Genomic DNA, 21,796 nt, shown 5'->3' with positions numbered 1-21,796 from the left:
GCTTCGCCGAACGGCTGCCTGAATCCGTCGCGAAGCTTGCAAAAAGGATGAAGCTCTCACGTGGGGGTGTAAAGCGGAAGCCAAGGTATATGCTTACCATTTCGTATCAAACTGTGTCGCGAAGGACACAGTTTGCGTTCGAAACAGAATGATAAGAGCGGGGTACGCGAATAAATGTTGCACCGCAACAAGGCGTTCTCGGCCCAGATGCTGCTTTGATGCGCAGTGCTGATCGCAACTGCCGAATTTAGTGTCTTTTGAGACGATTGGTGAGAAATATAGTTACGCACCTGTGACATGGAGGCGACAGGTGATGAGAATTGCGACCACGTTGCCCGTTGCTGCTACGCGTGCGCAGCATCATGTGTCTGGTTTGCGGCGGCGAAACCCCCCAATCGTGAAGGACGCGGAACTGTCGCAACAGCGTTGCAAGGAGTTGCGGCGGTCTGGTTGTGGCAAGGCAACATGGTTGATGTGGAGCGGTGGCGCTCGACAAGCGGGACCCGCAGGACGCGGTCGATATGCCTCCGATCAAGCCGCTTGCGCCGCGTGGGTGTTTGTCGCTCCCCTGCGTGGGCGAGTCGGCAGGCAACATCGCCCGTCGTCGCGGATCGGCTGCGGCGGAAACAGCTACCGCGCGAATTCTGCGGGGGCAGCGGTCTGCTCGAACGCTCGGATCATCCGGCTGGACATGTCTGCTGGGGTGGCAGCGGTCATCGGCAGCTTGTCACGTGGCTTCGAATAGCAAGCGACAATATGTGGAAATCTGCCTCATGTTTGGGCAGGATGCCCCGTGCGCCAACATTTAATATCGCAGATTGTTGCGTTTGAGACATATTACGTCGGTAGTGTTGCAGCGCGGAGACACCTTCGGGAAAGTGTATACCGAACCTGAATGACAGCTTTACAGCCGACCGGGTTCGTTGCTTCCTTCGTTGCAGCTCTTCCCGGTGCGCATGGGGCTATGCCGGGAGGGAGTTGGGAGACGGCCCCGGCTTGGGGAACTCGGTCGGGGCAAACCGAGGGAAATCGATGAAGAAGACGCAGATCAAGCTGCGGGGCGGCTCCGCTTTGTCGGTGCTCGCCCTGCTGGGTGGTACCGTATGCGCATCCGTGGCCGTTTCGGCGCCCGCGGCGGCACAAGACTTCACCAACGTGACCGCGTCCGGTCGCGTCGTCGACAAGAACGGCAAGCCGATCCCCGGCGCCACGGTCAGCGTGACCTCGAACACACAGGGCTTCAAACGATCGGTAGAGACCGATGGCAGCGGCAGCTATCGGATCCCGCTGCTCCCGCAGGGCGCCTATACCTTCGAAATCTCGGCCACCGGCTTCGGTTCCTTCCGCGACGACAATGTCGACCTGACGCAGGCGAGCGGCGGCAACAGCTTCCAGCTGGTGTCGAATGCGGACATCGCGGCTGCGGGCAGCGAGATCATCGTGACCGGAAGCCGCGTGCGCGTCTCCGACTTCGACCGCACCACCACCGGCGCCGTGATCAACATCGCCGAGATCGAAGACCGCGTGCCGGTGGCGCGCGACCTTACGTCGGTGGTGCTGCTTGCCCCGGGCACGACCCTGGGGGATTCCGCGTTCGGCAGCCTGCCGGCGATCGCCGGCGGTTCGGTTTCCGAAAACACCTATTTCATCAACGGCCTCAACATCACCGATTTCCGCAAGGGGTTGGGCTCGGTCGAGGTGCCGTTCGAACTCTACAACACCATCGAAGTGAAGACCGGCAGCATCCCGGCCGAGTTCGGCCGATTCACCGGCGGCTTCGTGAATGCGACCACCCGCTCGGGCGGCAACGAGTTCCACGGCAAGGTGCTGTTCAACTATATCCCGAACGGCCTCTACGAGACGCGCCCGAACACGCTGGTCGACGAGAATTCGCAGGATACGCGCGAGACGACGCAGACGCTGGTCTCGCTGTCCGGTCCGATCATGAAGGACCACATCTTCTTCTACGGCTTCTACCAGACCAACAACATCAAGCAGGGTGACACGCTGCTGACGGTGAACCCGAACACCATCGTGGGTGGGGTCGCGGTGGCACCCTACAGCACCGGCCTGCGCCGCGAGGAGCGGAGCAGCACCTCGCCCTATTGGGGCGGCAAGATCGACGTCATCCCCTTCGACGGTCAGCGACTCGAATTCACCTATTTCGATTCGAGCAAGACCACCAGCATCGCGAGCTATGGCATCACCGATGCGAGTGGCGGCGGCTATGATACGCGCGTCGACAAGGACGGTCCGCGTACCGGCGCCTATCTGAGCACGTCGGTGCTCGAAGAGGGCGGCGAGAATTATGTCGGGCGCTACACCGGCCAGTTCACCAACTGGCTGACGGTGTCGGGTGCCTATGGCAAGAACCGCAGCAAGGACATTTCGGGCTCGACCCGCAACGACTATCCGTTCATCTCGGATACCAGCGGCAACTTCTCGCCGGCCCTTTCCGGAAACTCGCTGAACACGATCGATGCGAGCTCCGACCAGCGGGAGTTCTATCGCGGCGACGTGGACGTGTATGCCAACCTCTTCGGCAAGCATCACTTCAAGTTCGGCTATGACCGTGAAAACCTGACGACCCGGAACACGACCTCGTACACCGGCGGCGTCGCCTGGACCTACGTCAACTCGGGCGTGGGCGGGGACGTTTACGTCACCACGCCGAACACGCTCTACGTCACCGGCCGCACGTTCGTGAACGGCGGTACGTTCAAGTCGAAGAACGATGCCTTCTACCTGCAGGATTCGTGGTCGCTGCTCAACGATCGCCTGAACCTCAACCTCGGCATCCGCAACGATCGCTTCGAGAACAAGAACGTCGACGGCAAGACCTTCTACAAGTCGGGCAACCAGTGGGGGCCGCGTCTGGCGTTCGCGCTCGATCCCTGGGGTGACAGCAAGACGAAGATCTGGGGTTCGTTCGGCCGCTATTTCATCCCGGTGGTGGCGAACACGAACATCCGCCTGGCCGGCGCGGAACTCGATTATACCCGCTACTTCCTGGTCCAGGGCGTCAACTCGGACAATACGCCGAAGCTCGGCGCGCCGGTGCTCGGCTTCGCCGATGCGCAGGCCTGCCCCGACACGGGCGTTCTCAACTGCGACATCACTTCGGACGGCCGGGCAACGCCGACCGAGGCGACGGTGGCGAAGAACCTCAAGCCGCAGTCGGTCGACGAATATACCTTCGGCATTGAACGCAGCCTGGGCGGCCGCATCACGGTCAGCCTGTTCGGCCAGTATCGCAAGCTGAACGAATCGCTGGAAGACGTCGCGATCGACGCCGCGGTGCTCAACTATTGCAGCCAGCAGAAGATCGCGGGCTGCGACGACCTGTGGACCGGCTTCCACCAATATGCCCTGGTCAACCCGGGTGCAGCGTCGCGGATCACGCTGTCGGAGCCGATCAACGGCGAAACGACGCTGCGGACGGTCGATTTCAGCGCGAGCGATCTCGGCTACCCGAAGGCGAAGCGGACCTACAAGGCGATCACGGCGAAGGTCTCGCGCGACTTTGACGGCAAGTGGAGCCTCGACGGGTCCTACACCTGGTCCGAACTCAAGGGGAACATCGAAGGCGGCGTCCGCTCGGACAATGGTCAGGACGATTCGGGCCTCACCACCGCGTTCGACCAGCCCGGCCTCACCGACGGTGCCTATGGCTATCTGCCGGGCCATGCGCGGCACAACATCAAGGTCTTCGGCTCCTATGCGATCACCGAATGGCTGACCTTCGGCACGCAGTTCCAGGCGCTGTCGCCGCGCAAGTTCGGGTGCATCGGCCGCGTGCCGGTGAAGCGCGATGCCTTTGCCGGCTCCTATGGTGCGGCGGGCTTCTACTGCAACCTCGACAGTTCGGGGAAGGTGATCACCGACCCGGCCTATGCGGGCTTCGCCAACAACACCACGACCACCTCGCTGAGCGTCACGCCGCGCGGTAGCCAGCTCGAGTCGGACTGGACGATCTTCACCAACGTGACGATGACCGCGAAGGTGCCGACCAAGGCCTTCGACGCCAGCTTCCGCGTCGACGTGTTCAACCTGTTCAACCAGAAGGGCGTCACCGACCTGAACGAAACCGGCACGCAGGGCAATGGCCGTCCGCGTGGCGACTACGGCACGCCACGGGGCTATCAGCAGCCGCGCTACTTCCGTTTCCAGTTGGCGGTCGGCTTCTAAGCCTGCATCCTCGGAAAGGGTTGGGGGACCAGCGTGCTGGTCCCCCTTTTTATTGGTCTAGCAGGTACGATGGCTTCGATACGCGATTTCGTGGCGGCGCTGAATCAGGGCAAGCCGGATACGGCATTGACGATCGTGCGCGATCTGCTGGTCTCGGCTGCCCCGCTCGGCACCCAATGGGGGGCGGTCGCACGCTTCTGCGCGGCAACCGCCGAATGGTCGCTGGCGCTCGATGCGGCGCGGCGGTTTTGCACGGCGGCTCCGGGGCTGGAAAGCGGCCTTTTCCTTGCCGATCTCCTGGTGCGCGCCGGGCGGTTCGATGCAGCCCGGGAATGGGTTGAGCGCATCGCCGCCGAACATCCCGCATCGGCGGAGGTTTGGCATTTTCTCGGCACGCTGCTCAGCCAGCTCGACGAGGCGGAAGCGGCGCTGGCCTGTTTCGACCGGGTACTCGCCATGCCCGAGGCGACGGCCACATCCTGGCTGAGCTGGGTCCATGCCGGCGGCTGCCGCGGCCGCCCCGAGGCGGTGGCGCGGCTGGTTCGGGCAGTCGACGCCGCAAGGCGGGACCACAGGTCGGATTTCGCGACCTTGCTCTATGCGTTGGCCAAGGCGCGCGAAGATGACGGCGATGGCGACGCTGCCGAATCGCTCTATGTCGAAGCGGCGGCGCGGATGCGCGAGACGCGCAGCTATTCGGCGGACGACGACGGCCGTTTTGCCCGCGCCTTGATCCAGCGCTTCCCGCGCAGGAGCGATACGATCGAGACGGCGCCGAGCCGTTCGATCTTCGTCACCGGACTCCCGCGCTCCGGTACGACGCTCGTCGAGCAGATCCTTGCGAGCCACTCGACCGTAGCGGGCGGCGGCGAGCTCAACCTGCTGGGGATCGCGTCGCGCGCAGTGGGCGGGCCGATGGTGCCTGGCGACCTGCATGCGACGACCGCTTCAGCCTTTGCGGCGCTCTATCACCACCTGCTTGCCGAGCGGTACGGAGCGGCAGGACGTGTCATCGACAAATCGCTCAATACCAGTCGCTTCACCGGCATCGTCGCGACGGCGCTGCCCCAGGCACCGATCCTCTGGCTGAAGCGCGACGTGCTGGACGTCGCCTGGTCCTGCTTCAAGACGCCATTCTCGGTGGAGATGGGGTGGAGCTTCAGCCTGGAGGACATGGGCATCCACTTCGCGCTGGAAGATATGCTGCGCGACCATTGGCTGCAGCTCTACCCGGATCGCATCCTGTCGGTCTCTTATGCCGCGCTGGTCCAAGATCCGGCGAGTTGGATCCCGCGGATCGCCAGCCATTGCGGGATGACGTTCGAGCCGCAGATGGCGCAATCGCATACCGTCAAGCGTGCGGTGACGACCTCGAGCGTGCGCCAGGTGCGCGAACCCATCTACACGCGGGCGCTGGGGTCGAGCGCCCCCCATCGGGCGGTGCTCGACCCCTTCCTTCGATCCTATCAGGCGGCGCGCCGCTCGCTCGGGCTCGGCGACGCCGCCCTGTGATCAGCCGACGCTGAGCGTCAGCGCGCCATCGCCCTCGTCGACATGCACGGTCGACCCGTCCTTCACCGCGCCGCGCAGGATCAGGTCGGCCAGCGGATCCTGCAGGTAGCGCTGCACCGCGCGCTTCAGCGGGCGCGCGCCGTACACGGGGTCATAGCCCACCCGGCCCAGCCAGTCGCGCGCCGCCGGGGTGAGGTCGATCGCCACCTTGCGGTCCTTGAGCAGCTTGGCCACCCGGCCGACCTGGATGTCGACGATCGGCGCCATGTGATCCGCGGCAAGCCGATGGAACAGGATGATCTCGTCCAGCCGGTTGAGGAACTCGGGGCGGAAATGCGCCCGCACCACGTCCATCACCTGCGGCTCCACTTCCTCCACCGGATGGCCGTCCGGCAGGTTGGTGAGGAACTGGCTGCCCAGGTTCGAGGTGAGGATCACGATCGTGTTCGAAAAGTCCACCGTGCGACCCTGGCCGTCGGTCAGGCGACCGTCGTCGAGCGCCTGGAGGAGGATGTTGAACACGTCGTTGTGCGCCTTCTCCACCTCGTCGAACAGCACCACCTGATAGGGGCGCCGACGCACCGCTTCGGTGAGCACGCCGCCTTCCTCATAGCCGACATAACCCGGAGGGGCGCCGATCAGTCGCGCGACCGCGTGCTTCTCCATGAATTCGCTCATGTCGATGCGCACCATCGCGTTGGGATCGTCGAACAGGAATTCGGCGAGCGCCTTGGTCAGCTCGGTCTTGCCCACGCCCGTCGGCCCGAGGAACAGGAAGCTGCCCAGCGGGCGGTTCGGATCCTGCAGCCCCGCGCGGCTGCGGCGCACGGCGGTGGAGACCGCCTTCACCGCATCGGCCTGGCCGATCACCCGCTTGCCGAGCTGCTGCTCCATCTGGAGCAGCTTCTCGCGCTCGCCCTCCAGCATCCGCTCCATCGGGATGCCGGTCCAGCGCGCGACCACGCCGGCGATGTCGTCGGCGGTCACTTCCTCGCGCAGCATCGCGCCCTTGGTGACGTTCTGCGCTTCGTCGAGCTGGCGGGTGAGCTGGGGGATCACGCCGTAGGACAGCTCGCCGGCACGCGCGAGGTCACCCGCACGCTGGGCCTGGTCGAGCTCGATCCGCGCCTGGTCGAGCTGGGCCTTGATCGTCGCCTCGGCGTTGATCTTGTCCTTTTCCGCCTGCCAGCGGGTGGTCAGCTCGGCCGATTGCTGCTCGAGATTGGCGAGGTCCTCCTCCAGCGTGGCGAGCCGGTCGCGCGAGGCTTCGTCGGTCTCGCGCTTCAGCGCCTCGCGCTCGATCTTGAGCTGGATGATCCGCCGATCGAGCGTCTCGATTTCCTCGGGCTTGCTCTCCACTTCCATGCGGATGCGGCTCGCCGCCTCGTCCATCAGGTCGATCGCCTTGTCGGGCAGGAAGCGGTCGGCGATGTAGCGGTTGGAGAGCGTCGCCGCCGCGACGATCGCCGCGTCGGTGATCCGCACGCCGTGGTGCAGCTCGTACTTCTCCTTGAGGCCGCGCAGGATCGAGATGGTGTCCTCGACCGTCGGCTCACCGACGAACACCGGCTGGAAGCGCCGCTGGAGCGCGGGGTCCTTCTCGACATGCTTCTGATATTCGTCGAGCGTGGTCGCGCCGATGCAGTGCAGCTCGCCGCGGGCAAGCGCGGGCTTGAGCAGATTGCCGGCGTCCATCGCGCCCTCGGCCTTGCCGGCGCCGATCAGCGTGTGCATCTCGTCGATGAACAGCACGATCTGGCCCTCGGCGCCCTTCACTTCGTCGAGCACGCCCTTGAGGCGCTCCTCGAACTCGCCGCGATATTTGGCGCCCGCGATCAGGCTGCCCATGTCGAGCGCCATCAGCGTGCGGTCCTTCAGCGTGTCGGGCACGTCGCCATTGGCGATGCGCAGCGCGAGGCCTTCGGCGATCGCGGTCTTGCCGACGCCGGGCTCGCCGATCAGCACCGGATTGTTCTTGGTGCGGCGGGCGAGGATCTGGATGGTGCGGCGGATTTCCTCGTCGCGGCCGATGACGGGGTCGAGCTTGCCGGCGCGCGCCGCCTCAGTCAGGTCGCGGGCGAACTTCTTGAGCGCGTCATAGCGGTCCTCGGCCGAGGACGTATCGGCGGTGCGGCCGCCGCGCATGCTGTTGATCGCGGTGTTGAGCGCCTCGGGCTTGGCATTCGCCGCCTGCAGCGCCTTTCCGGCCGCGGTGTTGAGGCTCAGCGCCAGCGCGACGAGCAGCCGCTCGACGGTGACGTAGCTGTCGCCCGATTTCTGCGCGATCGTCTCGGCCTGGTCGAGCACGCGGACGAGGTCGTTGTCGAGACCCGGCGTCGACTGCGCGCCCGAGCCGCTGACGGCCGGGATCTTGGACAGCGCCAGGTCGGTTTCGCTCAGCGCGCGCTTGGCGTCGCCGCCCGCCGCCTGGATCAGGCCGCTGGCCATGCCCTGCTCGTCCTCGAGCAGCGCCTTCAGAAGATGTTCCGGGCTGATCCGCTGGTGGTTCATGCGGATCGCCACGGTCTGCGCTGATTGCAGGAAGCCCTTGGCGCGGTCGGTGAATTTTTCGAGGTTCATGCCTGATCCCTGTTCGACGTTGACCAGCAGATAGTGTTGCAAATGGGCAACACAAGAGGGGCGACGTAGGTTGTGGGTATCGTAGTGCCGATGGTCTCGACAACGGGAAATCCGGTCTTTTCCGCAGCGTAATCCAATTGTCACGGGGCTGTCACCCAGGAGTCCCGGTAGTGAAGCGTTAACTATCGAATGTTGCAACGCGACACGCGTAGCGGCGGCGCAGCACGGGGCGAGGGGCCTGGTGCTTTCCCAAGGGGATCATGCGCATGCGCATCCGTATGCTTGCCGCCGGCCTGCTCGCCGGTACGTCGCTGTTCACTGCCGGCGCGGCCCTCGCGCAGACTGCGCCCACCGCCACGCTGATCGACGACACCCAGCCGCAGAGCGGCGCCGACGACATCGTCGTGATCGGCAAGGGCGAGACCCGCCAGATCCAGACGCTGACCCAGGCCGACATCGCGCTGCTCGCGCCGGGCACCAGCCCGCTCAAGGCGATCGAGAAGCTGCCCGGCGTCAACTTCCAGGGCGCCGATCCGTTCGGCGCTTATGAATGGGCGCAGCGCGTGTCGATCCGCGGCTTCAACCAGAACCAGCTGGGCTTCACCCTGGACGGCATCCCGCTCGGCGACGCCAGCTACGGCAACGTCAACGGCCTGCACATCAGCCGCGCGATCATCAGCGAGAACATCGCCGAGACCCGCGTCTCCCAGGGCTCGGGCGGGATCGACACCCAGGCGACCAACAATCTCGGCGGCACGCTAGAATTCCTGTCGAGCGATCCCAAGGAGAAGCTGGGCATCGACCTCAACGCCACCGGCGGCAGCGACAATTTCTGGCGCGTGTTCGGCCGGCTCGATTTCGGCGAGCTGACCCCGGGCGGCACCCGCGCCTATCTCTCCTACCTCCACTCGGATACCGACAAGTGGAAGGGCTGGGGGGCGCAGCGCATCAACCAGGTCAACGGCAAGGTCGTCACCCCGATCACGCCGGAGCTGCGTGCGGTGGGCACGTTCGACTTCTCCGATCGTCGCGAGAACGACTATCAGGACATGTCGCTCGATATGATCAAGCGCCTCGGCTACAACTGGGACAATATCTCGAACGATTACGCCAAGGCGATCCTCGTCTCGGACATCGGCGCGAATACCGGCTATACCGGGGTGACGCCGACCAATCCGGGAGCCGGCAAGGTCTATCCGGCGCCGTTCCTCAACCCCGACGATGCCTATTACAACGCCGCGGGCCTGCGCCGCGACTATCTCGCCTCGGCGGGCCTGGAGACGACCGGCAGCGCGACGGTCCACGGCGTACTCAAGGGCTATTTCCACAACAACCATGGCCAGGGCCTGTGGTACACGCCCTATGTCGCCTCGCCCAATGGCGTACCGATGTCGCTGCGCACCACCGAATATGACGTCCGTCGTGGCGGCGTGTTCGGCAATATCGGCACCAAGCTCGGCTTCAACGACGTGACCGTCGGCGGCTGGTACGAGCGCAACGATTTCCGCCAGGCGCGCCGCTTCTACGCGCTCGACAGCCGCACCAACCCGGGCCGCGACAGCCTGAGCTTCCAGAGCAACCCGTTCGCCACCCAGTGGTACTGGAAGTACCAGACCGACACCTTCCAATATTATGTGCAGGACAAGATCGAGCTGGGTGCGCTGACCGCGAACCTGGGCTGGAAGGGCTTCGCCGTCACCAACCATGCCACGCCGATCGTCGCGGGCGGGCTCGCCGGCGGCCGCATCAAGGTGACCGACTGGTTCCAGCCGCACGCCGGCCTCAACTACCGGGTGACCGACAATGCCGAGCTGTTCGCCGGCTTCACCCAGGTGACCCGCGCCTTCGTGTCGGCCGCCACCAGCGGCCCGTTCGCGACGACCCAGGCGGGCTTCGATGCGCTCAACAGCGGCGCGACCAAGCTCAAGCCCGAAGCGTCCGACACCTATGAAGTGGGCGGTCGCTATCGCAACGGCATCTTCACCGGCTCGCTGGCCGGCTATTATGTCAACTTCCGCAACCGCCTGCTGGCCGTGACGACCAGCGCCGGCATCGTCGGCAACCCGGCGATCCTGCAGAATGTCGGCGACGCGCGCTCGGTGGGCGTCGAGGCGACCGGCGACGTGCGCCTGCCGATGGGCTTCGGGCTGTTCGCCTCGTACAGCTACAACGACTCGACCTATCGGGACGACGTCGTCACGGCGACGGCAGTGATCCCGACCAAGGGCAAGACGGTGGTCGATTCGCCCAAGCACATGCTGAAGGGCGAAGTCACCTGGTCCGGCCAGGGCTTCAATGCCCGCGTCGGCGCCAACTACATGAGCAAGCGCTACTTCACTTACACCAACGACCAGTATGTCGACGGCCGCGTGGTGGTGGATGCCACGCTCGGCTACAAGTTCGACCTGGGCGGGCGGAAGCTGGAACTGCAGGGCAATGTGACCAACCTGTTCGACAAGAAGTACATCTCGACGATCGGCACCAACGGCTTCGGCAACAGCGGCGACAACCAGACGCTGATGGTCGGCGCACCGCAGCAGTTCTTCCTGACGCTGAAGGTCGGGATCTAAAAGCTGCCGGGAGAGGATGAAGAGGGGCGGGGCACCAGGTGCTCCGCCCTTTTTCGTTCAGCCGTTGACGATCGGATAGGTGATCCGCAGCTCGTCGAGCAGCTTCTCCACCGCCGCGACATCGCCCGGAGCGCCGCTGGGTGCCAGCGACCAGTTGCAATGCGGGTGCGTCTCCGCGTCGTAGAGGCGAACCTTGCCCAGCACGGTCTTCCAGCGGCGCACGGTGCCGCCGTGGCGGCGGACCAGTTGCGCGACGATGCGGTCGATCAGGTCGGCTTCGGTCATCAGGCCCCGGCGGCGGTCAGGCGGTCGCGCTGATCGTGGCTGAGTTCCACGTCCCAGGCGCCGATCAGTTCGTCGAGCTGCTCGATGCTCGTCGCGCTGGCGATCGGCGCGGTGACGCCGTCCTGCGCGGCCAGCCAGGCGAGCGCAATCTGGGCGAGACTGGCGCCGGTCTCGGCCGCGACCTCGTCCATCGCCGCCAGCACCTTCCCGCCCTTGCCCGCGAGCAGCTTGGCCATGCCTCCGCCGCGCACGCTCTTCGAGAGATCGGCTTCGCTGCGATACTTGCCGGTGAGGAAGCCCGAGGCGAGGCCGTAATAGGGGATCACGCCGAGATTGTGGGTGATGCACAGATCCTGCAGCTCGCCCTCGAACTTGCGGCGGCTGACGAGGTTGTATTCGGGCTCCAGCACCCGGAAGTGCGGCAGCCCTTCCTTGGCGGCGATATCGAGCGCCGACTTCAGCCGCATCGCGTGGAAGTTGGACGCGCCCAGCGCACGGACCTTGCCTGCATCGATCAGCGCGCCGAACGCCGCGAGATAGTCCTCCTGCGGCACGCTCTCATCGTCCTGGTGCGCGAAATAGAGGTCGATCGTCTCGATACCCAGCCGCTGGAGCGACGCCTCGGCCGCTGCGGCGATGCGCGCGGGTGCCAGTTTCTCGCCGCCCTCGCCTGGCAGCATGCCGACCTTGGTGGCGATCAGCACCTGGTCGCGCTTGCCGGAGCTGCGCAGCCATTCGCCGATCACCGTCTCGGACTCGCCGCCCTTGTGGCCCGAAACCCAGGCCGAATAGACATCGGCGGTGTCGATCATTACCCCGCCGCGCTCGGCGAAGCGATCGAGGATGCGGAAGCTGGCGGCCTTGTCGGCGGTCCAGCCGAACACGTTGCCGCCCAGCACGAGCGGCGAAATCTCGAGGCCCGAGGCGCCGAGGTGGCGAAGATGCGGCATGGCTGGTCTCCGAAGGGAAGAGGAGGGCGAGGAACGCGTCAGTCGGTGATCTCGTTGCCGGCCGGCCCGGTGTCGTTCGAATAGGCGCTCTCGGCATTGGCGAAGGCAGCATCCTCGGCGGCGTTCACATCGGCGACGGCGTCGCCCATCGTGTTGCTGTCGCCGGCCATCGCCTCATTGGCCTCGGCGGCTTCGTTCTTCGCCTTGTTGCCGCAGGCGGCAAGGCCGGTGAGCGCCAGCGCGGCTACGGGGAGGAGGAGAAGCTTGCGCATGGGAATGGGTTCCTTCACGGGGTTCGGGGCCGGGCTAGCCAGAGGCGCAAACGCATGCAACCGCACAGCGATGCGTTGACCTGATATAAAGATATCTTTATATCTCTATTCCGCCCATGACAGAGCCCCTCGCCATCTTCCGCGCGCTCGCGGATTCGACCCGGTTGCGGATCGTAGCATTGCTGCGTGCGATGGAGCTGAGCGTCGGCGAACTGGCGCAGGTGCTGGGGCAGAGCCAGCCGCGCGTCTCTCGCCACGTCAAGATCCTGTGCGACGCGGGCGTGGCCGAACGACGCAAGGAAGGCAGCTGGGTGTTCGTGGCGCTCGGCCGGCAGGCGGTCACTTTACCCGTGCTCGCCGCACTGGACGCCTGGGAACTGGCAGGCGACCCTTGGGTGGTCGCCGACCAGGCGCGGCTCTCGGCCGTGCGCGCCGACCGGGCCAGCGCGGCGGAGAGCTGGTTCGAGAGCAATGCCGGTCAATGGGATGCGATCCGATCGCTGCATGTCGCGGAGAGCGAAGTCGAGGCCGCGATGGGCACCGCGCTCGGCGAGGGCTCGCTCGGCACGCTGGTCGATATCGGCACCGGCACGGGCCGGATGCTCGAGCTGTTCGGCCCACGCGCCGCGCAGGCGGTGGGAATCGATCGCTCGTCCGAAATGCTGCGGCTGGCGCGCGCCAAGCTCGCCGATCTCGGCCATGCCGAGCTGCGCCAGGCCGATCTCTATGCGCTGCCGCTGCAGGATGGGGCTGCGGATACTGCTATATTGCATCATGTGCTCCACTTCGCGCAGCAACCGGCGGCGGCGATCGGCGAGGCGGCCCGCGTGCTCGGCCCCGGCGGGCGGCTGCTGATCGTCGATTTCGCGCCGCATGAGCGCGAGGAGCTGCGCACCCGCGATGCGCATGCCCGGCTGGGGTTTTCGGACGAGCAGATGCTCGGCTGGTTCGATCGCGCCGGGCTCGCCCCGGTGCAGGTGCAGACGCTGGAAGGCGGTGCGCTGACGGTGAAATTGTGGCTCGGTCGCAAGACCGGGGAGAGCGTGGAAAAGGTGAAGGCGGCATGAGCATCGTAGACCCCATGGCACCGCCCCTGTTCGCCGATGTGGCGGGCGACGTGGCAGTGAGCTTCGAATTCTTCCCGCCCAAGACCGAGAAGATGGAAGAGACGCTGTGGTCGTCGATCGAGACGCTGTCGCCGCTCGGACCGCGCTTTGTCAGCGTCACCTATGGCGCGGGCGGGACCACCCGCGAGCGCACCCATGCCACGGTCTCGAAGATCGCGCGCGAAACGCCGCTGGCGGCCGCCGCGCACCTTACCTGCGTCGAGGCGACGCGCGAGGAGATCGACCAGATCGCCGAGGAATATTGGGCGGCGGGCGTGCGCCACATCGTCGCCCTGCGCGGCGATCCGCCCCGCGCCGGCGAGAAGTATCGCACCCATCCCGGCGGCTATGAGAATGCGGCCGATCTGGTCGCGGGCCTGCGCCGGCTGCACCCGTTCGAGATTTCGGTGAGCGCCTATCCCGAATGCCATCCGGATTCGCCGAGCCCCGAGGCCGATCTCGACAATCTGAAGCGCAAGATCGATGCCGGCGCCAACCGCGCGATCACCCAGTTCTTCTTCGAGGCCGAGACCTTCCTGCGCTTCCGCGACCGCGCGGCGGCGGCGGGGATCCATGCCGAGATCGTGCCGGGCATCATGCCGGTGATGAACTATGCCAGCGTGGTGAAGATGTCCGCGATGTGCGGCACCGACGTGCCGGCCTGGATGGAGAAGCTGTTCGAGGGGCTCGACGAGCATCCCTCGGCGCGCCAGCTGGTGACGGCGACGCTGACGGCGGAACTTTGCCGCAAGCTCTATGCGGGCGGCGTTCGGCAGTTCCACTTCTACACGCTCAACCGCGCCGAGCTGAGCTACGCGATCTGCCACCTGCTGGGGCTCCGCCCGCGGCAACAGCCGGCGGTGGCAGCGGCGTAACCCAACCTAAGCCCCTCCCCTTCAGGGGAGGGGTTGGGGGTGGGGCATGACCGAGAAGTGAGTCCCCGGGCTTGCAGCGGTGTCCCCCACCCCAACCCCTCCCCTGAAGGGGAGGGGCTAAAGTAGGAATTTGACATGACTGCACGCGAGAAACTGCTGGCCGAAGCCGCCAAGCGCATCCTGATCACCGACGGCGCGTTCGGCACCGAGATCCAGAACTGGAAGCTCGACGAGGCCGCCTATGCCGGTACTCTCGGCCTCAGCCACGATCAGAAGGGCAACAACGACATCCTCGCGCTGACCAAGCCCGAGGTGCCCGGCTCGATCCACCGCGCCTATTTCGAGGCCGGGGCGGACATCGCCGAGACCAACACCTTTTCCGCCAACCGGATCAGCCAGGCCGATTACGGCGCCGAGCATCTGGTGCGCGCGATCAACATCGAGAGCGCCAAGCTCGCCCGCCAAATCGCCGACGAATATGAAGCGAAGGATGGCCGCCCGCGCTTCGTCGCCGGCGCGCTGGGCCCGACCAACAAGACGCTGTCGCTCTCGCCGGACGTCAACGATCCCGGCTATCGCGAGATCGACTTCGATTACCTCAAGGACGTGTACCGCGAGCAGATCGATGCGCTGGTCGAAGGCGGCATCGACTTCGTGCTGATCGAGACGGTGTTCGACACGCTCAACGCCAAGGCCGGCATCATGGCGGCGATCGAGGCGGGCGAGGCGCTGGGCCGCGACCTGCCGATCATGCTCTCGATGACGCTGACCGACCTGTCCGGCCGCAACCTTTCCGGCCACACGGTCGAGGCATTCTGGGCGGCGGTGCGCCATGCGCGGCCGGTGACGATCGGGCTCAATTGCTCGTTCGGCGCCGAGCAGCTCCGCCCGCACGTGAAGACGCTGTCGGCGCTTTGCGACACGCTGATCATGGTCTACCCGAATGCGGGCCTGCCCAACGAGCTCGGCGCCTATGACGAGATGCCGGCGACGACGGCCGGCCTCGTCAAGGAATGGGCCGATGCGGGGCAGGTGAACATCCTCGGCGGCTGCTGCGGCTCGACGCCCGCGCATATCGGCGCGATCGCCAAGGCGGTGCAGGGGCTCACCCCGCGTGCCATCCCGACGCCGGAAGTGCGGACGCGGCTCGCCGGCCTCGAACCGTTCACCATGGCGGCCTGACGTTCAGATCCTCCCCTGCAAGGGGAGGTGGCAGGCCGAAGGCCTGACGGAGGGGTGTCCCCCTCCCGATAGCGCGATACCCCTCCACCATGCTTCGCATGGTCCCCCTCCCCCTCCGGGGGAGGATCGAAGAAGAAGAAACCCGATGACCACGCCTTCCTCCACCAACTTCGTCAATATCGGCGAGCGCACCAACGTCACCGGATCGGCCCGCTTCAAGAAGCTGGTGATGGCCGGCGACTATCCCGCCGCGGTCGAAGTCGCGCGCCAGCAGGTCGAGAACGGCGCACAGGTGATCGACGTCAACATGGACGAGGGTCTGCTCGACGCGCACGAGGCGATGACCACCTTCCTCAAGCTGATCGCCGCCGAGCCGGACATCGCCCGCGTGCCGGTGATGATCGACAGCTCCAAGTGGGACGTGATCGAGGCGGGGCTGAAGTGCGTCTCGGGCAAGCCGATCGTCAATTCGATCAGCATGAAGGAAGGCGAGGCGGCGTTCCTCGCGCACGCCCGCAAGTGCATGGCATACGGCGCCGCCGTGGTCGTCATGGCGTTCGACGAGGTCGGGCAGGCCGACACGCAAGCCCGCAAGGTCGAGATCTGCGAGCGCGCCTACAAGCTGCTCACCGGCATCGGCTTTCCCCCTGAGGACATCATCTTCGATCCCAATGTGTTCGCGGTGGCGACGGGCATCGAGGAGCACAACAACTACGGCGTCGACTTCATCGAGGCGTGTCGCGAGATCAAGAAGCGCTGCCCGCACGTCCATATCTCGGGCGGCCTGTCGAACCTGTCGTTCAGCTTCCGCGGCAACGAGCCGGTGCGCCGGGCGATGCACAGCGTGTTCCTCTACCACGCCATCCCCGCGGGCATGGACATGGCGATCGTCAATGCCGGCCAGCTCGACGTCTATGACGCGATCGATCCCGAGCTGCGCGTCGCCTGCGAGGACGTGGTGCTCAACCGCGATCCCGAGGCGGGCGAGCGGCTGGTCGCGCTGGCCGAGAAGTATCGCGGCACCGATGCGGTGGCGGAAAAGCAGGCGGCGGAATGGCGCAGCTGGCCGGTGACCAAGCGGCTCGAGCATGCGCTGGTCAAGGGCATCGACATGTATGTCGTCGAGGATACCGAGGAATGCCGCCTCGCCTTCGCCCGCCCGATCGAAGTGATCGAAGGCCCGCTGATGGACGGCATGAACGTCGTCGGCGACCTGTTCGGCTCGGGCAAGATGTTCCTGCCGCAGGTGGTGAAATCCGCCCGCGTGATGAAGAAGGCGGTGGCCCACCTCCTCCCCTATATCGAGGCGATGAAGGAGCCCGGTGCCAAGGGCAAGGGCAAGATCGTGCTCGCCACGGTGAAGGGCGATGTGCACGATATCGGCAAGAATATCGTCGGCGTGGTGCTCCAGTGCAACGGCTTCGAGGTGGTGGATCTGGGCGTGATGGTGCCCTGGTCGAACATCCTCCAGGCGGCCGTGGAGCATGATGCGGACATGATCGGCCTGTCCGGCCTGATCACCCCGAGCCTGGACGAGATGGTGACCGTCGCCGAGGAAATGCAGCGCGCGCAGATGACGATGCCGCTGCTCATCGGCGGCGCGACCACCAGCCGCGTCCACACCGCGCTGCGCATCGATCCGGCCTATACCGGCCCGGTCGTGCACGTGCTCGACGCAAGCCGCGCGGTCGGCGTGGCGACGGCGCTCGTATCGGACACGCAGCGCGATCCGTATGTCACCAAGGTGGCGGACGAATATGAGCATGTCCGCGTCACCCGCGCCGGCAAGGGCCAGAGCGAGCTGCTGCCGCTGGAGGACGCCCGTGCCAACGCTTTCGAGGCGGACATGAGCCTCAAGCCGGGCAAGCCGCGCCTGCCCGGCGTCCATAGCTTCGACGACTGGGACCTCAAGGACCTGTGCGACTATATCGACTGGACCCCCTTCTTCCGCGCCTGGGAGCTGGCCGGCAACTACCCGGCGATCCTGACCGACGAAGTGGTCGGCGAAAGCGCGACCTCGCTGTTCGCCGATGCGCAGAAGATGCTCGACAGGATCATCGACGAGCGCTGGCTTACCGCACGCGGCGTGGCGGGGCTGTGGCCGTGCCGGCGTGAGGGCGACGACGTGATCGTGCATCTCGAGAACGAGAACCATGTCCGCCTGCCGTTCCTGCGCCAGCAGATCGCCAAGCGCGAGGGCCGCGCCAATATGTGCCTGGCCGACTTCATCGACCATGACGGCGACTGGATCGGCGGCTTCGCGGTCTCGATCCACGGCATCGAGCCGCACCTCGCCCGCTTCAAGGCGGCGATCGACGACTATTCGGACATCCTGCTGAAGGCGCTGGCCGACCGTCTCGCCGAAGCCTTTGCGGAACGTCTCCACAAGTTCGTCCGAACCGCGCTGTGGGGCTATGCCGAGGGCGAGCAGCTCGACAACGAGGCACTCGTCCGCGAGCAGTATCGCGGCATTCGCCCGGCGCCGGGCTATCCTGCCTGCCCCGAGCACAGCCTCAAGCCGATCCTGTTCGACCTGCTCGATGCGCACAAGCGCACCGGCATCAGCCTCACCGAGAGCTTCGCGATGCTGCCCACAGCGGCGGTGTCGGGCTTCTATTTCGGGCACCCGCAGGCCGAATATTTCGGCGTGGCACGCGTGGGGCAGGACCAGCTCAAGGATTACGCGGTCCGCCGCGGGATCAGCGAGGAACTGGCGACCCGTTATCTGCGGCCGAACCTGGACTAAAAACGCTTATCGTCATCCCCGCGAAGGCGGGGATCCATTGGCGCAGGTGTTTCGGCTCCATCTGCGCCCGCACAGGCGAATGGATTCCCGCCTTCGCGGGAATGACGGGTGTGGTGTGGTGCGGCGGGCAGCCCTACAGCGCCCGGCGGATCTGCACGTAGAGATACTGCCCGCGCCGCTGAACGCGCCGCTCGCGATAGGCCAGCGGCGCGGCGTTGCGCTCGCCGGTGTACACGTCGCGGTCGTAGATGCGCGCGGGGTTGTTGAGGCTGCTGGCGTCGAGCCGGATCGTCAGCCGCTTGCTTGGTTTCCAGATGCCATAGACCTCGAAACTCGGTTCGATCGCGGTCGAGCGATACTCGGCGATGCGATAGAGGCTGGTCGCGGGCTGGCCGCAGCTGCCGTACACGCCATAGGTGAAGCGGCCGCCGAACAGGTCCTGGCTGAAGCTGCCCGAACAGGTGAACGGCACTTCGTTGGTGTAGCGCCGCCGTGCGCCGGTCAGCGGATCGGTGACGTGGCTGCGCACCACCTCGGCATTGCCGCGGAAGCGTGCATCCTTGATGCCCAGCTTGTCGAACGGCAGCGTCAGCGTGCTCGACAGCGTGTCGCGGGTGCCGGTGCCGATATTGCCGATCGCGTCGAACCCACCCTCCAGCGGGATATAGTCGATCACGTGCCGCGTCGCTTCGTGCTTGGCACCCAGCTCCAGCGCGCCCTTGCCCCAGAAGCGGTGTTCGACCACGGCCTCCAGCGTGAGCGTCTGCTCGGGCCGCAGATCGCCATTGCCGGCCCGGACGGTGCCGAGGTTGATCTCGGTCGCCGCGACGAAATTGGTGAAGTCGAGCTGGCTGACGCTCTGCTCCGCCCGCAGCCGGATCTGGTCGCGCGCGTTGGGGCGCAGCGTCAATTGCACGCGCGGCTTGGGATAGAAGAAGGAGCGGCTGCGCTGGGTATCGCCATCGGAGCGGATGCGCGACATCTCGGTGCGCAGCCCCGCCTCCAGCGTCACCGGCGCAGAGGGCTGCCAGCGCGCCAGCCAGAACAGCTCGCCGCGCACTTCGCTGACGAACACCTTCTCGTCGGGCAGCGCCACGGGGGCGCCTTCCTCGGTATAGGTCGTGCGATTGTCGAGGAAGTTATAGGCGATCTCGCCGCCGCCTTCGAACGACAGCTTGGGGTTCGTCTTGTGGCGCAGGATCGTGCGCAGGATCGATTCGCCGGTGCGCGACTGCTGGCCGAAGGTGGAGGCGAAATCGCCGACCAGCGTGTCCGAATCATAGCCGAGATGGCCCAGCCGCTGCAGCCCGATTACTTCCACTTCGCTCTTCTGGCCGAGCGCCCGCGTCCAGTTGGCGCCGAGTTCGCCCTTCCACTGGTGCGTGATGTCGGTGGCGCGCGTGTTGTCGCCGCTGCCTTCCACCGATGTGGCGGTGAAGCTGGTCGGGTAATCGAGATAGTCGAAGCGGCCGTTGACGGTGAGCAGCCCGCCGCCGGCGGTGCGCTGGATCGTCGAGCGCAGGATCGCGGTGCGGTCGCGGTCCCACAGGTCGAGCGTCTGTCGGACGAGCAGATTGCCCGCGGCATCCCGGCGGACGCGGTTGCCCTGCGCGGTGCCGCTGGTGCGGTCGCTGATCACCTCCAGCGACACTTCGTCGCGGCGATCGCCGTCGCGCCGGGCATATTGCAGCGTCACGTCCGGGCCGACATAGCCGTCGCGATAGACATAGCTCTGGTAGTTGATCAGCTTCTCGGTCGCGGCGGTGCGCTTGAGCACGACATTGGCGATCACGGCGCGGCCCTGCATGTCGATGCCCGGTGCCCCGCCGCGGATCAGCTCGATCCGCGCGACGCTGCCGGCGCTGATCCGGCGGAGGATCTCGCCCAGCCCGTCGGTCTTGGAGGCAGGCGGCTTGCCGTCGATCAGCACGTTGCCGGTATTGCCGGCGATGCCGCGCGCGTCGCCGTTGCCCACGTCCAGCGTGAAACCGGGCAGACGCTGGACCATGTCGAGCGCGGTGGGCAGGGCGGTGTTGGCGAAGAAGTCGGGGCCATAGACCAGCACCCCTGCGGCAGGCGGCGCGCCGGGGGCGCCTGAAGCCGGTTCAGGCTGTTGCTGTGCGAACGCGGTGACAGGGCAGGCCAATGCGGCGGCCGCCAAAACGCACCTGACTTTCATCCGACTCGAAATGTCCCCCCAGGACCAACAAGATAGCTGCCCCTTCCCGCAAGTCTGGCCGAAGCGGCGCAAGCTTTGCAAATGAAAACCGGGTGTTAAGCAACTTTCCGGAGTCTGACGTGCTGTTCGCGCAACAGAAAGGCTATCTTATACCGCTTGCGCTGCGGCCCAGCCGCTCGCCCAGGCCCATTGAAAATTGTAACCGCCGAGCCAGCCGGTGACGTCCACCGCTTCGCCGATCGCGTAGAGGCCGGGCACTTTCCGCGCTTCCATCGTCTGCGAGGAAAGGTCGGCGGTGCTGATCCCGCCGACGGTCACTTCGGCCTTGGCGAAGCCTTCGGTGCCGTTGGGGGTGAAGCGCCAGCCCGCCAGCTGTGCCTCGGCCTGGTCCAGCAGCGCGTCGCGGCAATTGCCGAGTTCGCTGGGAAGCGCGATGCGTTCGGCGAGCGTGGTGGCGAGCCGGTCAGGCAGCTGGCGGTTGAGCAGCGTGCGGAGGCCCAGACGGGGCTCGGCGCGCTTGGCCTCGCGCAGCCAGCCCTTGGGATGCTCGGGCAGGAAGTCGATCGCGATCGATTCGCCATGCTTCCAGTAGGAGGAGACCTGCAGGATCGCCGGGCCGGACAGGCCGCGATGGGTGAACAGTGCCGCCTCCCGAAACGCCGCCTTGCCGGCGCTTGCGGCAACCGGGGTGGAGACGCCCGAAAGATCGCGGAACAGCGCCTGGTCCGGGCCGAGGGTGAGGGGGACGAGCGCGGGCCGCGGCTCGACCACCTTGAGGCCGAAGCGGCGGGCAAGGTCATAGGCGAAGCCGGTCGCGCCGAGCTTGGGGATCGCCGGGCCGCCGGTGGCGATGACCAGGGCAGGGGCCTCGGCCACGCCCTTGCTGGTGGTCACGCGGAAGCGGCCATCGGCGTGGTCGATCGCGGTGATGCTCGCGCCGAGTTCGATCGTCACGCCGCCCATCGAGCATTCGCCGAGCAGCATGTCGACGATCTGGCGCGCGGAGCCGTCGCAGAACAGCTGGCCCAGCGTCTTCTCGTGCCAGGCGATGCCGTGGCGCTCGACCAGCGCGAGGAAGTCCTGCGCGGTGTAGCGGCCCAGCGCCGACTTGGCGAAATGCGGGTTGGCGGAGAGGTAGCGATCGGGCGCGGTTCCGAGATTGGTGAAATTGCACCGCCCGCCGCCGGAGATCAGGATCTTCTTCCCCGGCGCCTCGGCATGATCGAGCAGCAGCACGCGGCGACCCCGCTGTCCCGCCATCGCGGCGCAGAACATCCCCGCGGCGCCAGCGCCGAGGAGGATTGCGTCATGGGTGCCGAGGGAGTTGGTCATGCGGGGGCGTTAGCGCGGT

Annotated in this window: 13 protein-coding genes; 7 read left to right on the top strand and 6 right to left on the bottom strand. The window is 66.1% G+C overall.

Annotated elements, in window-relative coordinates; all coding sequences use genetic code 11:
• Positions 1–1,032 precede the first annotated feature (1,032 nt).
• On the top strand, positions 1,033–4,188 hold the full coding sequence (locus BM009_RS17945; RefSeq protein ID WP_093298304.1) for a TonB-dependent receptor: 3,156 nt from the start codon (positions 1,033–1,035) through the stop codon (positions 4,186–4,188).
• A 69-nt stretch (positions 4,189–4,257) separates the two neighbouring features.
• A complete protein-coding gene (locus tag BM009_RS17940; protein ID WP_093298302.1) occupies positions 4,258–5,700 on the top strand; it encodes a tetratricopeptide repeat-containing sulfotransferase family protein in 1,443 nt (480 codons plus the stop codon).
• Here the strand turns inward: BM009_RS17940 and clpB are convergent, their stop codons facing one another.
• Positions 5,701–8,280 carry an ATP-dependent chaperone ClpB gene (gene clpB / locus BM009_RS17935; RefSeq protein ID WP_093298301.1) on the bottom strand — a complete coding sequence of 860 codons (2,580 nt, stop codon included), beginning with the start codon at positions 8,278–8,280 and terminating at the stop codon, positions 5,701–5,703.
• Positions 8,281–8,546: 266 nt separating this feature from the next.
• Here clpB and BM009_RS17930 point away from each other — a divergent pair, with 266 nt between their 5' ends.
• Positions 8,547–10,850 (top strand): TonB-dependent receptor domain-containing protein, encoded by a 2,304-nt coding sequence (locus tag BM009_RS17930; protein ID WP_175488108.1) that lies wholly within the window; start codon positions 8,547–8,549, stop codon positions 10,848–10,850.
• A gap of 57 nt (positions 10,851–10,907) precedes the next feature.
• Here BM009_RS17930 and BM009_RS17925 read toward each other — a convergent pair whose 3' ends face one another.
• From BM009_RS17925 to BM009_RS17915, 3 genes are read right to left on the bottom strand one after another with little or no spacing between them, the layout of a single operon-like run.
• Complete coding sequence (locus BM009_RS17925; RefSeq protein WP_093298298.1) at positions 10,908–11,135, bottom strand: hypothetical protein; 228 nt, start codon at positions 11,133–11,135, stop codon at positions 10,908–10,910.
• On the bottom strand, positions 11,135–12,085 hold the full coding sequence (locus tag BM009_RS17920; RefSeq protein ID WP_093298296.1) for an aldo/keto reductase: 951 nt from the start codon (positions 12,083–12,085) through the stop codon (positions 11,135–11,137). The genes BM009_RS17925 and BM009_RS17920 overlap by 1 nt, the downstream gene beginning before the upstream one ends.
• Positions 12,086–12,123: 38 nt before the next feature.
• Positions 12,124–12,357: a hypothetical protein gene (locus BM009_RS17915; RefSeq protein WP_093298295.1), complete on the bottom strand. Its 234-nt coding sequence runs from the start codon at positions 12,355–12,357 to the stop codon at positions 12,124–12,126.
• A 116-nt stretch (positions 12,358–12,473) separates the two neighbouring features.
• Here BM009_RS17915 and BM009_RS17910 point away from each other — a divergent pair, with 116 nt between their 5' ends.
• The 4 genes from BM009_RS17910 to metH all read left to right on the top strand — a co-directional run bounded on the left by BM009_RS17910 (position 12,474) and on the right by metH (position 18,266).
• Entirely contained in the window at positions 12,474–13,424 is a 951-nt protein-coding gene (locus BM009_RS17910) for an ArsR/SmtB family transcription factor (protein WP_093298293.1), read from the top strand.
• A 14-nt stretch (positions 13,425–13,438) separates the two neighbouring features.
• Positions 13,439–14,338, top strand: coding sequence for a methylenetetrahydrofolate reductase (gene metF, locus BM009_RS17905; RefSeq protein ID WP_093298292.1), 900 nt, complete (start codon positions 13,439–13,441; stop codon positions 14,336–14,338).
• A gap of 135 nt (positions 14,339–14,473) precedes the next feature.
• Positions 14,474–15,520 (top strand): homocysteine S-methyltransferase family protein, encoded by a 1,047-nt coding sequence (locus BM009_RS17895; protein ID WP_093298289.1) that lies wholly within the window; start codon positions 14,474–14,476, stop codon positions 15,518–15,520.
• A gap of 145 nt (positions 15,521–15,665) precedes the next feature.
• Complete coding sequence (gene metH, locus BM009_RS17890; protein ID WP_093298287.1) at positions 15,666–18,266, top strand: methionine synthase; 2,601 nt, start codon at positions 15,666–15,668, stop codon at positions 18,264–18,266.
• Positions 18,267–18,399: 133 nt separating this feature from the next.
• Here metH and BM009_RS17885 read toward each other — a convergent pair whose 3' ends face one another.
• Positions 18,400–20,331 (bottom strand): TonB-dependent receptor plug domain-containing protein, encoded by a 1,932-nt coding sequence (locus BM009_RS17885; protein WP_093298286.1) that lies wholly within the window; start codon positions 20,329–20,331, stop codon positions 18,400–18,402.
• Positions 20,332–20,592: 261 nt separating this feature from the next.
• Positions 20,593–21,777, bottom strand: a complete 1,185-nt coding sequence (locus BM009_RS17880) for a BaiN/RdsA family NAD(P)/FAD-dependent oxidoreductase (RefSeq protein ID WP_093298285.1) — start codon at positions 21,775–21,777, stop codon at positions 20,593–20,595.
• Between the last annotated feature and the right edge of the window lie 19 nt (positions 21,778–21,796).

It is taken from the genome of Sphingomonas sp. NFR04, assembly GCF_900114095.1.
In the GTDB taxonomy this organism is placed as follows: Bacteria; Pseudomonadota; Alphaproteobacteria; order Sphingomonadales; family Sphingomonadaceae; genus Sphingomonas.
Note: the sequence above shows the minus strand (reverse complement) of the source record. Positions and strands in the feature narration are given on the sequence as shown.

Excerpts from the sequence above, each read along its gene's own strand:
- BM009_RS17945 (WP_093298304.1), top strand. The coding sequence starts at position 1,033 with ATGAAGAAGACGCAGATCAAGCTGCGGGGCGGCTCCGCTTTGTCGGTG.
- BM009_RS17940 (WP_093298302.1), top strand. The coding sequence starts at position 4,258 with ATGGCTTCGATACGCGATTTCGTGGCGGCGCTGAATCAGGGCAAGCCG.
- clpB (WP_093298301.1), bottom strand. The coding sequence starts at position 8,280 with ATGAACCTCGAAAAATTCACCGACCGCGCCAAGGGCTTCCTGCAATCA.
- BM009_RS17930 (WP_175488108.1), top strand. The coding sequence starts at position 8,547 with ATGCGCATCCGTATGCTTGCCGCCGGCCTGCTCGCCGGTACGTCGCTG.
- BM009_RS17925 (WP_093298298.1), bottom strand. The coding sequence starts at position 11,135 with ATGACCGAAGCCGACCTGATCGACCGCATCGTCGCGCAACTGGTCCGC.
- BM009_RS17920 (WP_093298296.1), bottom strand. The coding sequence starts at position 12,085 with ATGCCGCATCTTCGCCACCTCGGCGCCTCGGGCCTCGAGATTTCGCCG.
- BM009_RS17915 (WP_093298295.1), bottom strand. The coding sequence starts at position 12,357 with ATGCGCAAGCTTCTCCTCCTCCCCGTAGCCGCGCTGGCGCTCACCGGC.
- BM009_RS17910 (WP_093298293.1), top strand. The coding sequence starts at position 12,474 with ATGACAGAGCCCCTCGCCATCTTCCGCGCGCTCGCGGATTCGACCCGG.
- metF (WP_093298292.1), top strand. The coding sequence starts at position 13,439 with ATGGCACCGCCCCTGTTCGCCGATGTGGCGGGCGACGTGGCAGTGAGC.
- BM009_RS17895 (WP_093298289.1), top strand. The coding sequence starts at position 14,474 with ATGACTGCACGCGAGAAACTGCTGGCCGAAGCCGCCAAGCGCATCCTG.
- metH (WP_093298287.1), top strand. The coding sequence starts at position 15,666 with ATGACCACGCCTTCCTCCACCAACTTCGTCAATATCGGCGAGCGCACC.
- BM009_RS17880 (WP_093298285.1), bottom strand. The coding sequence starts at position 21,777 with ATGACCAACTCCCTCGGCACCCATGACGCAATCCTCCTCGGCGCTGGC.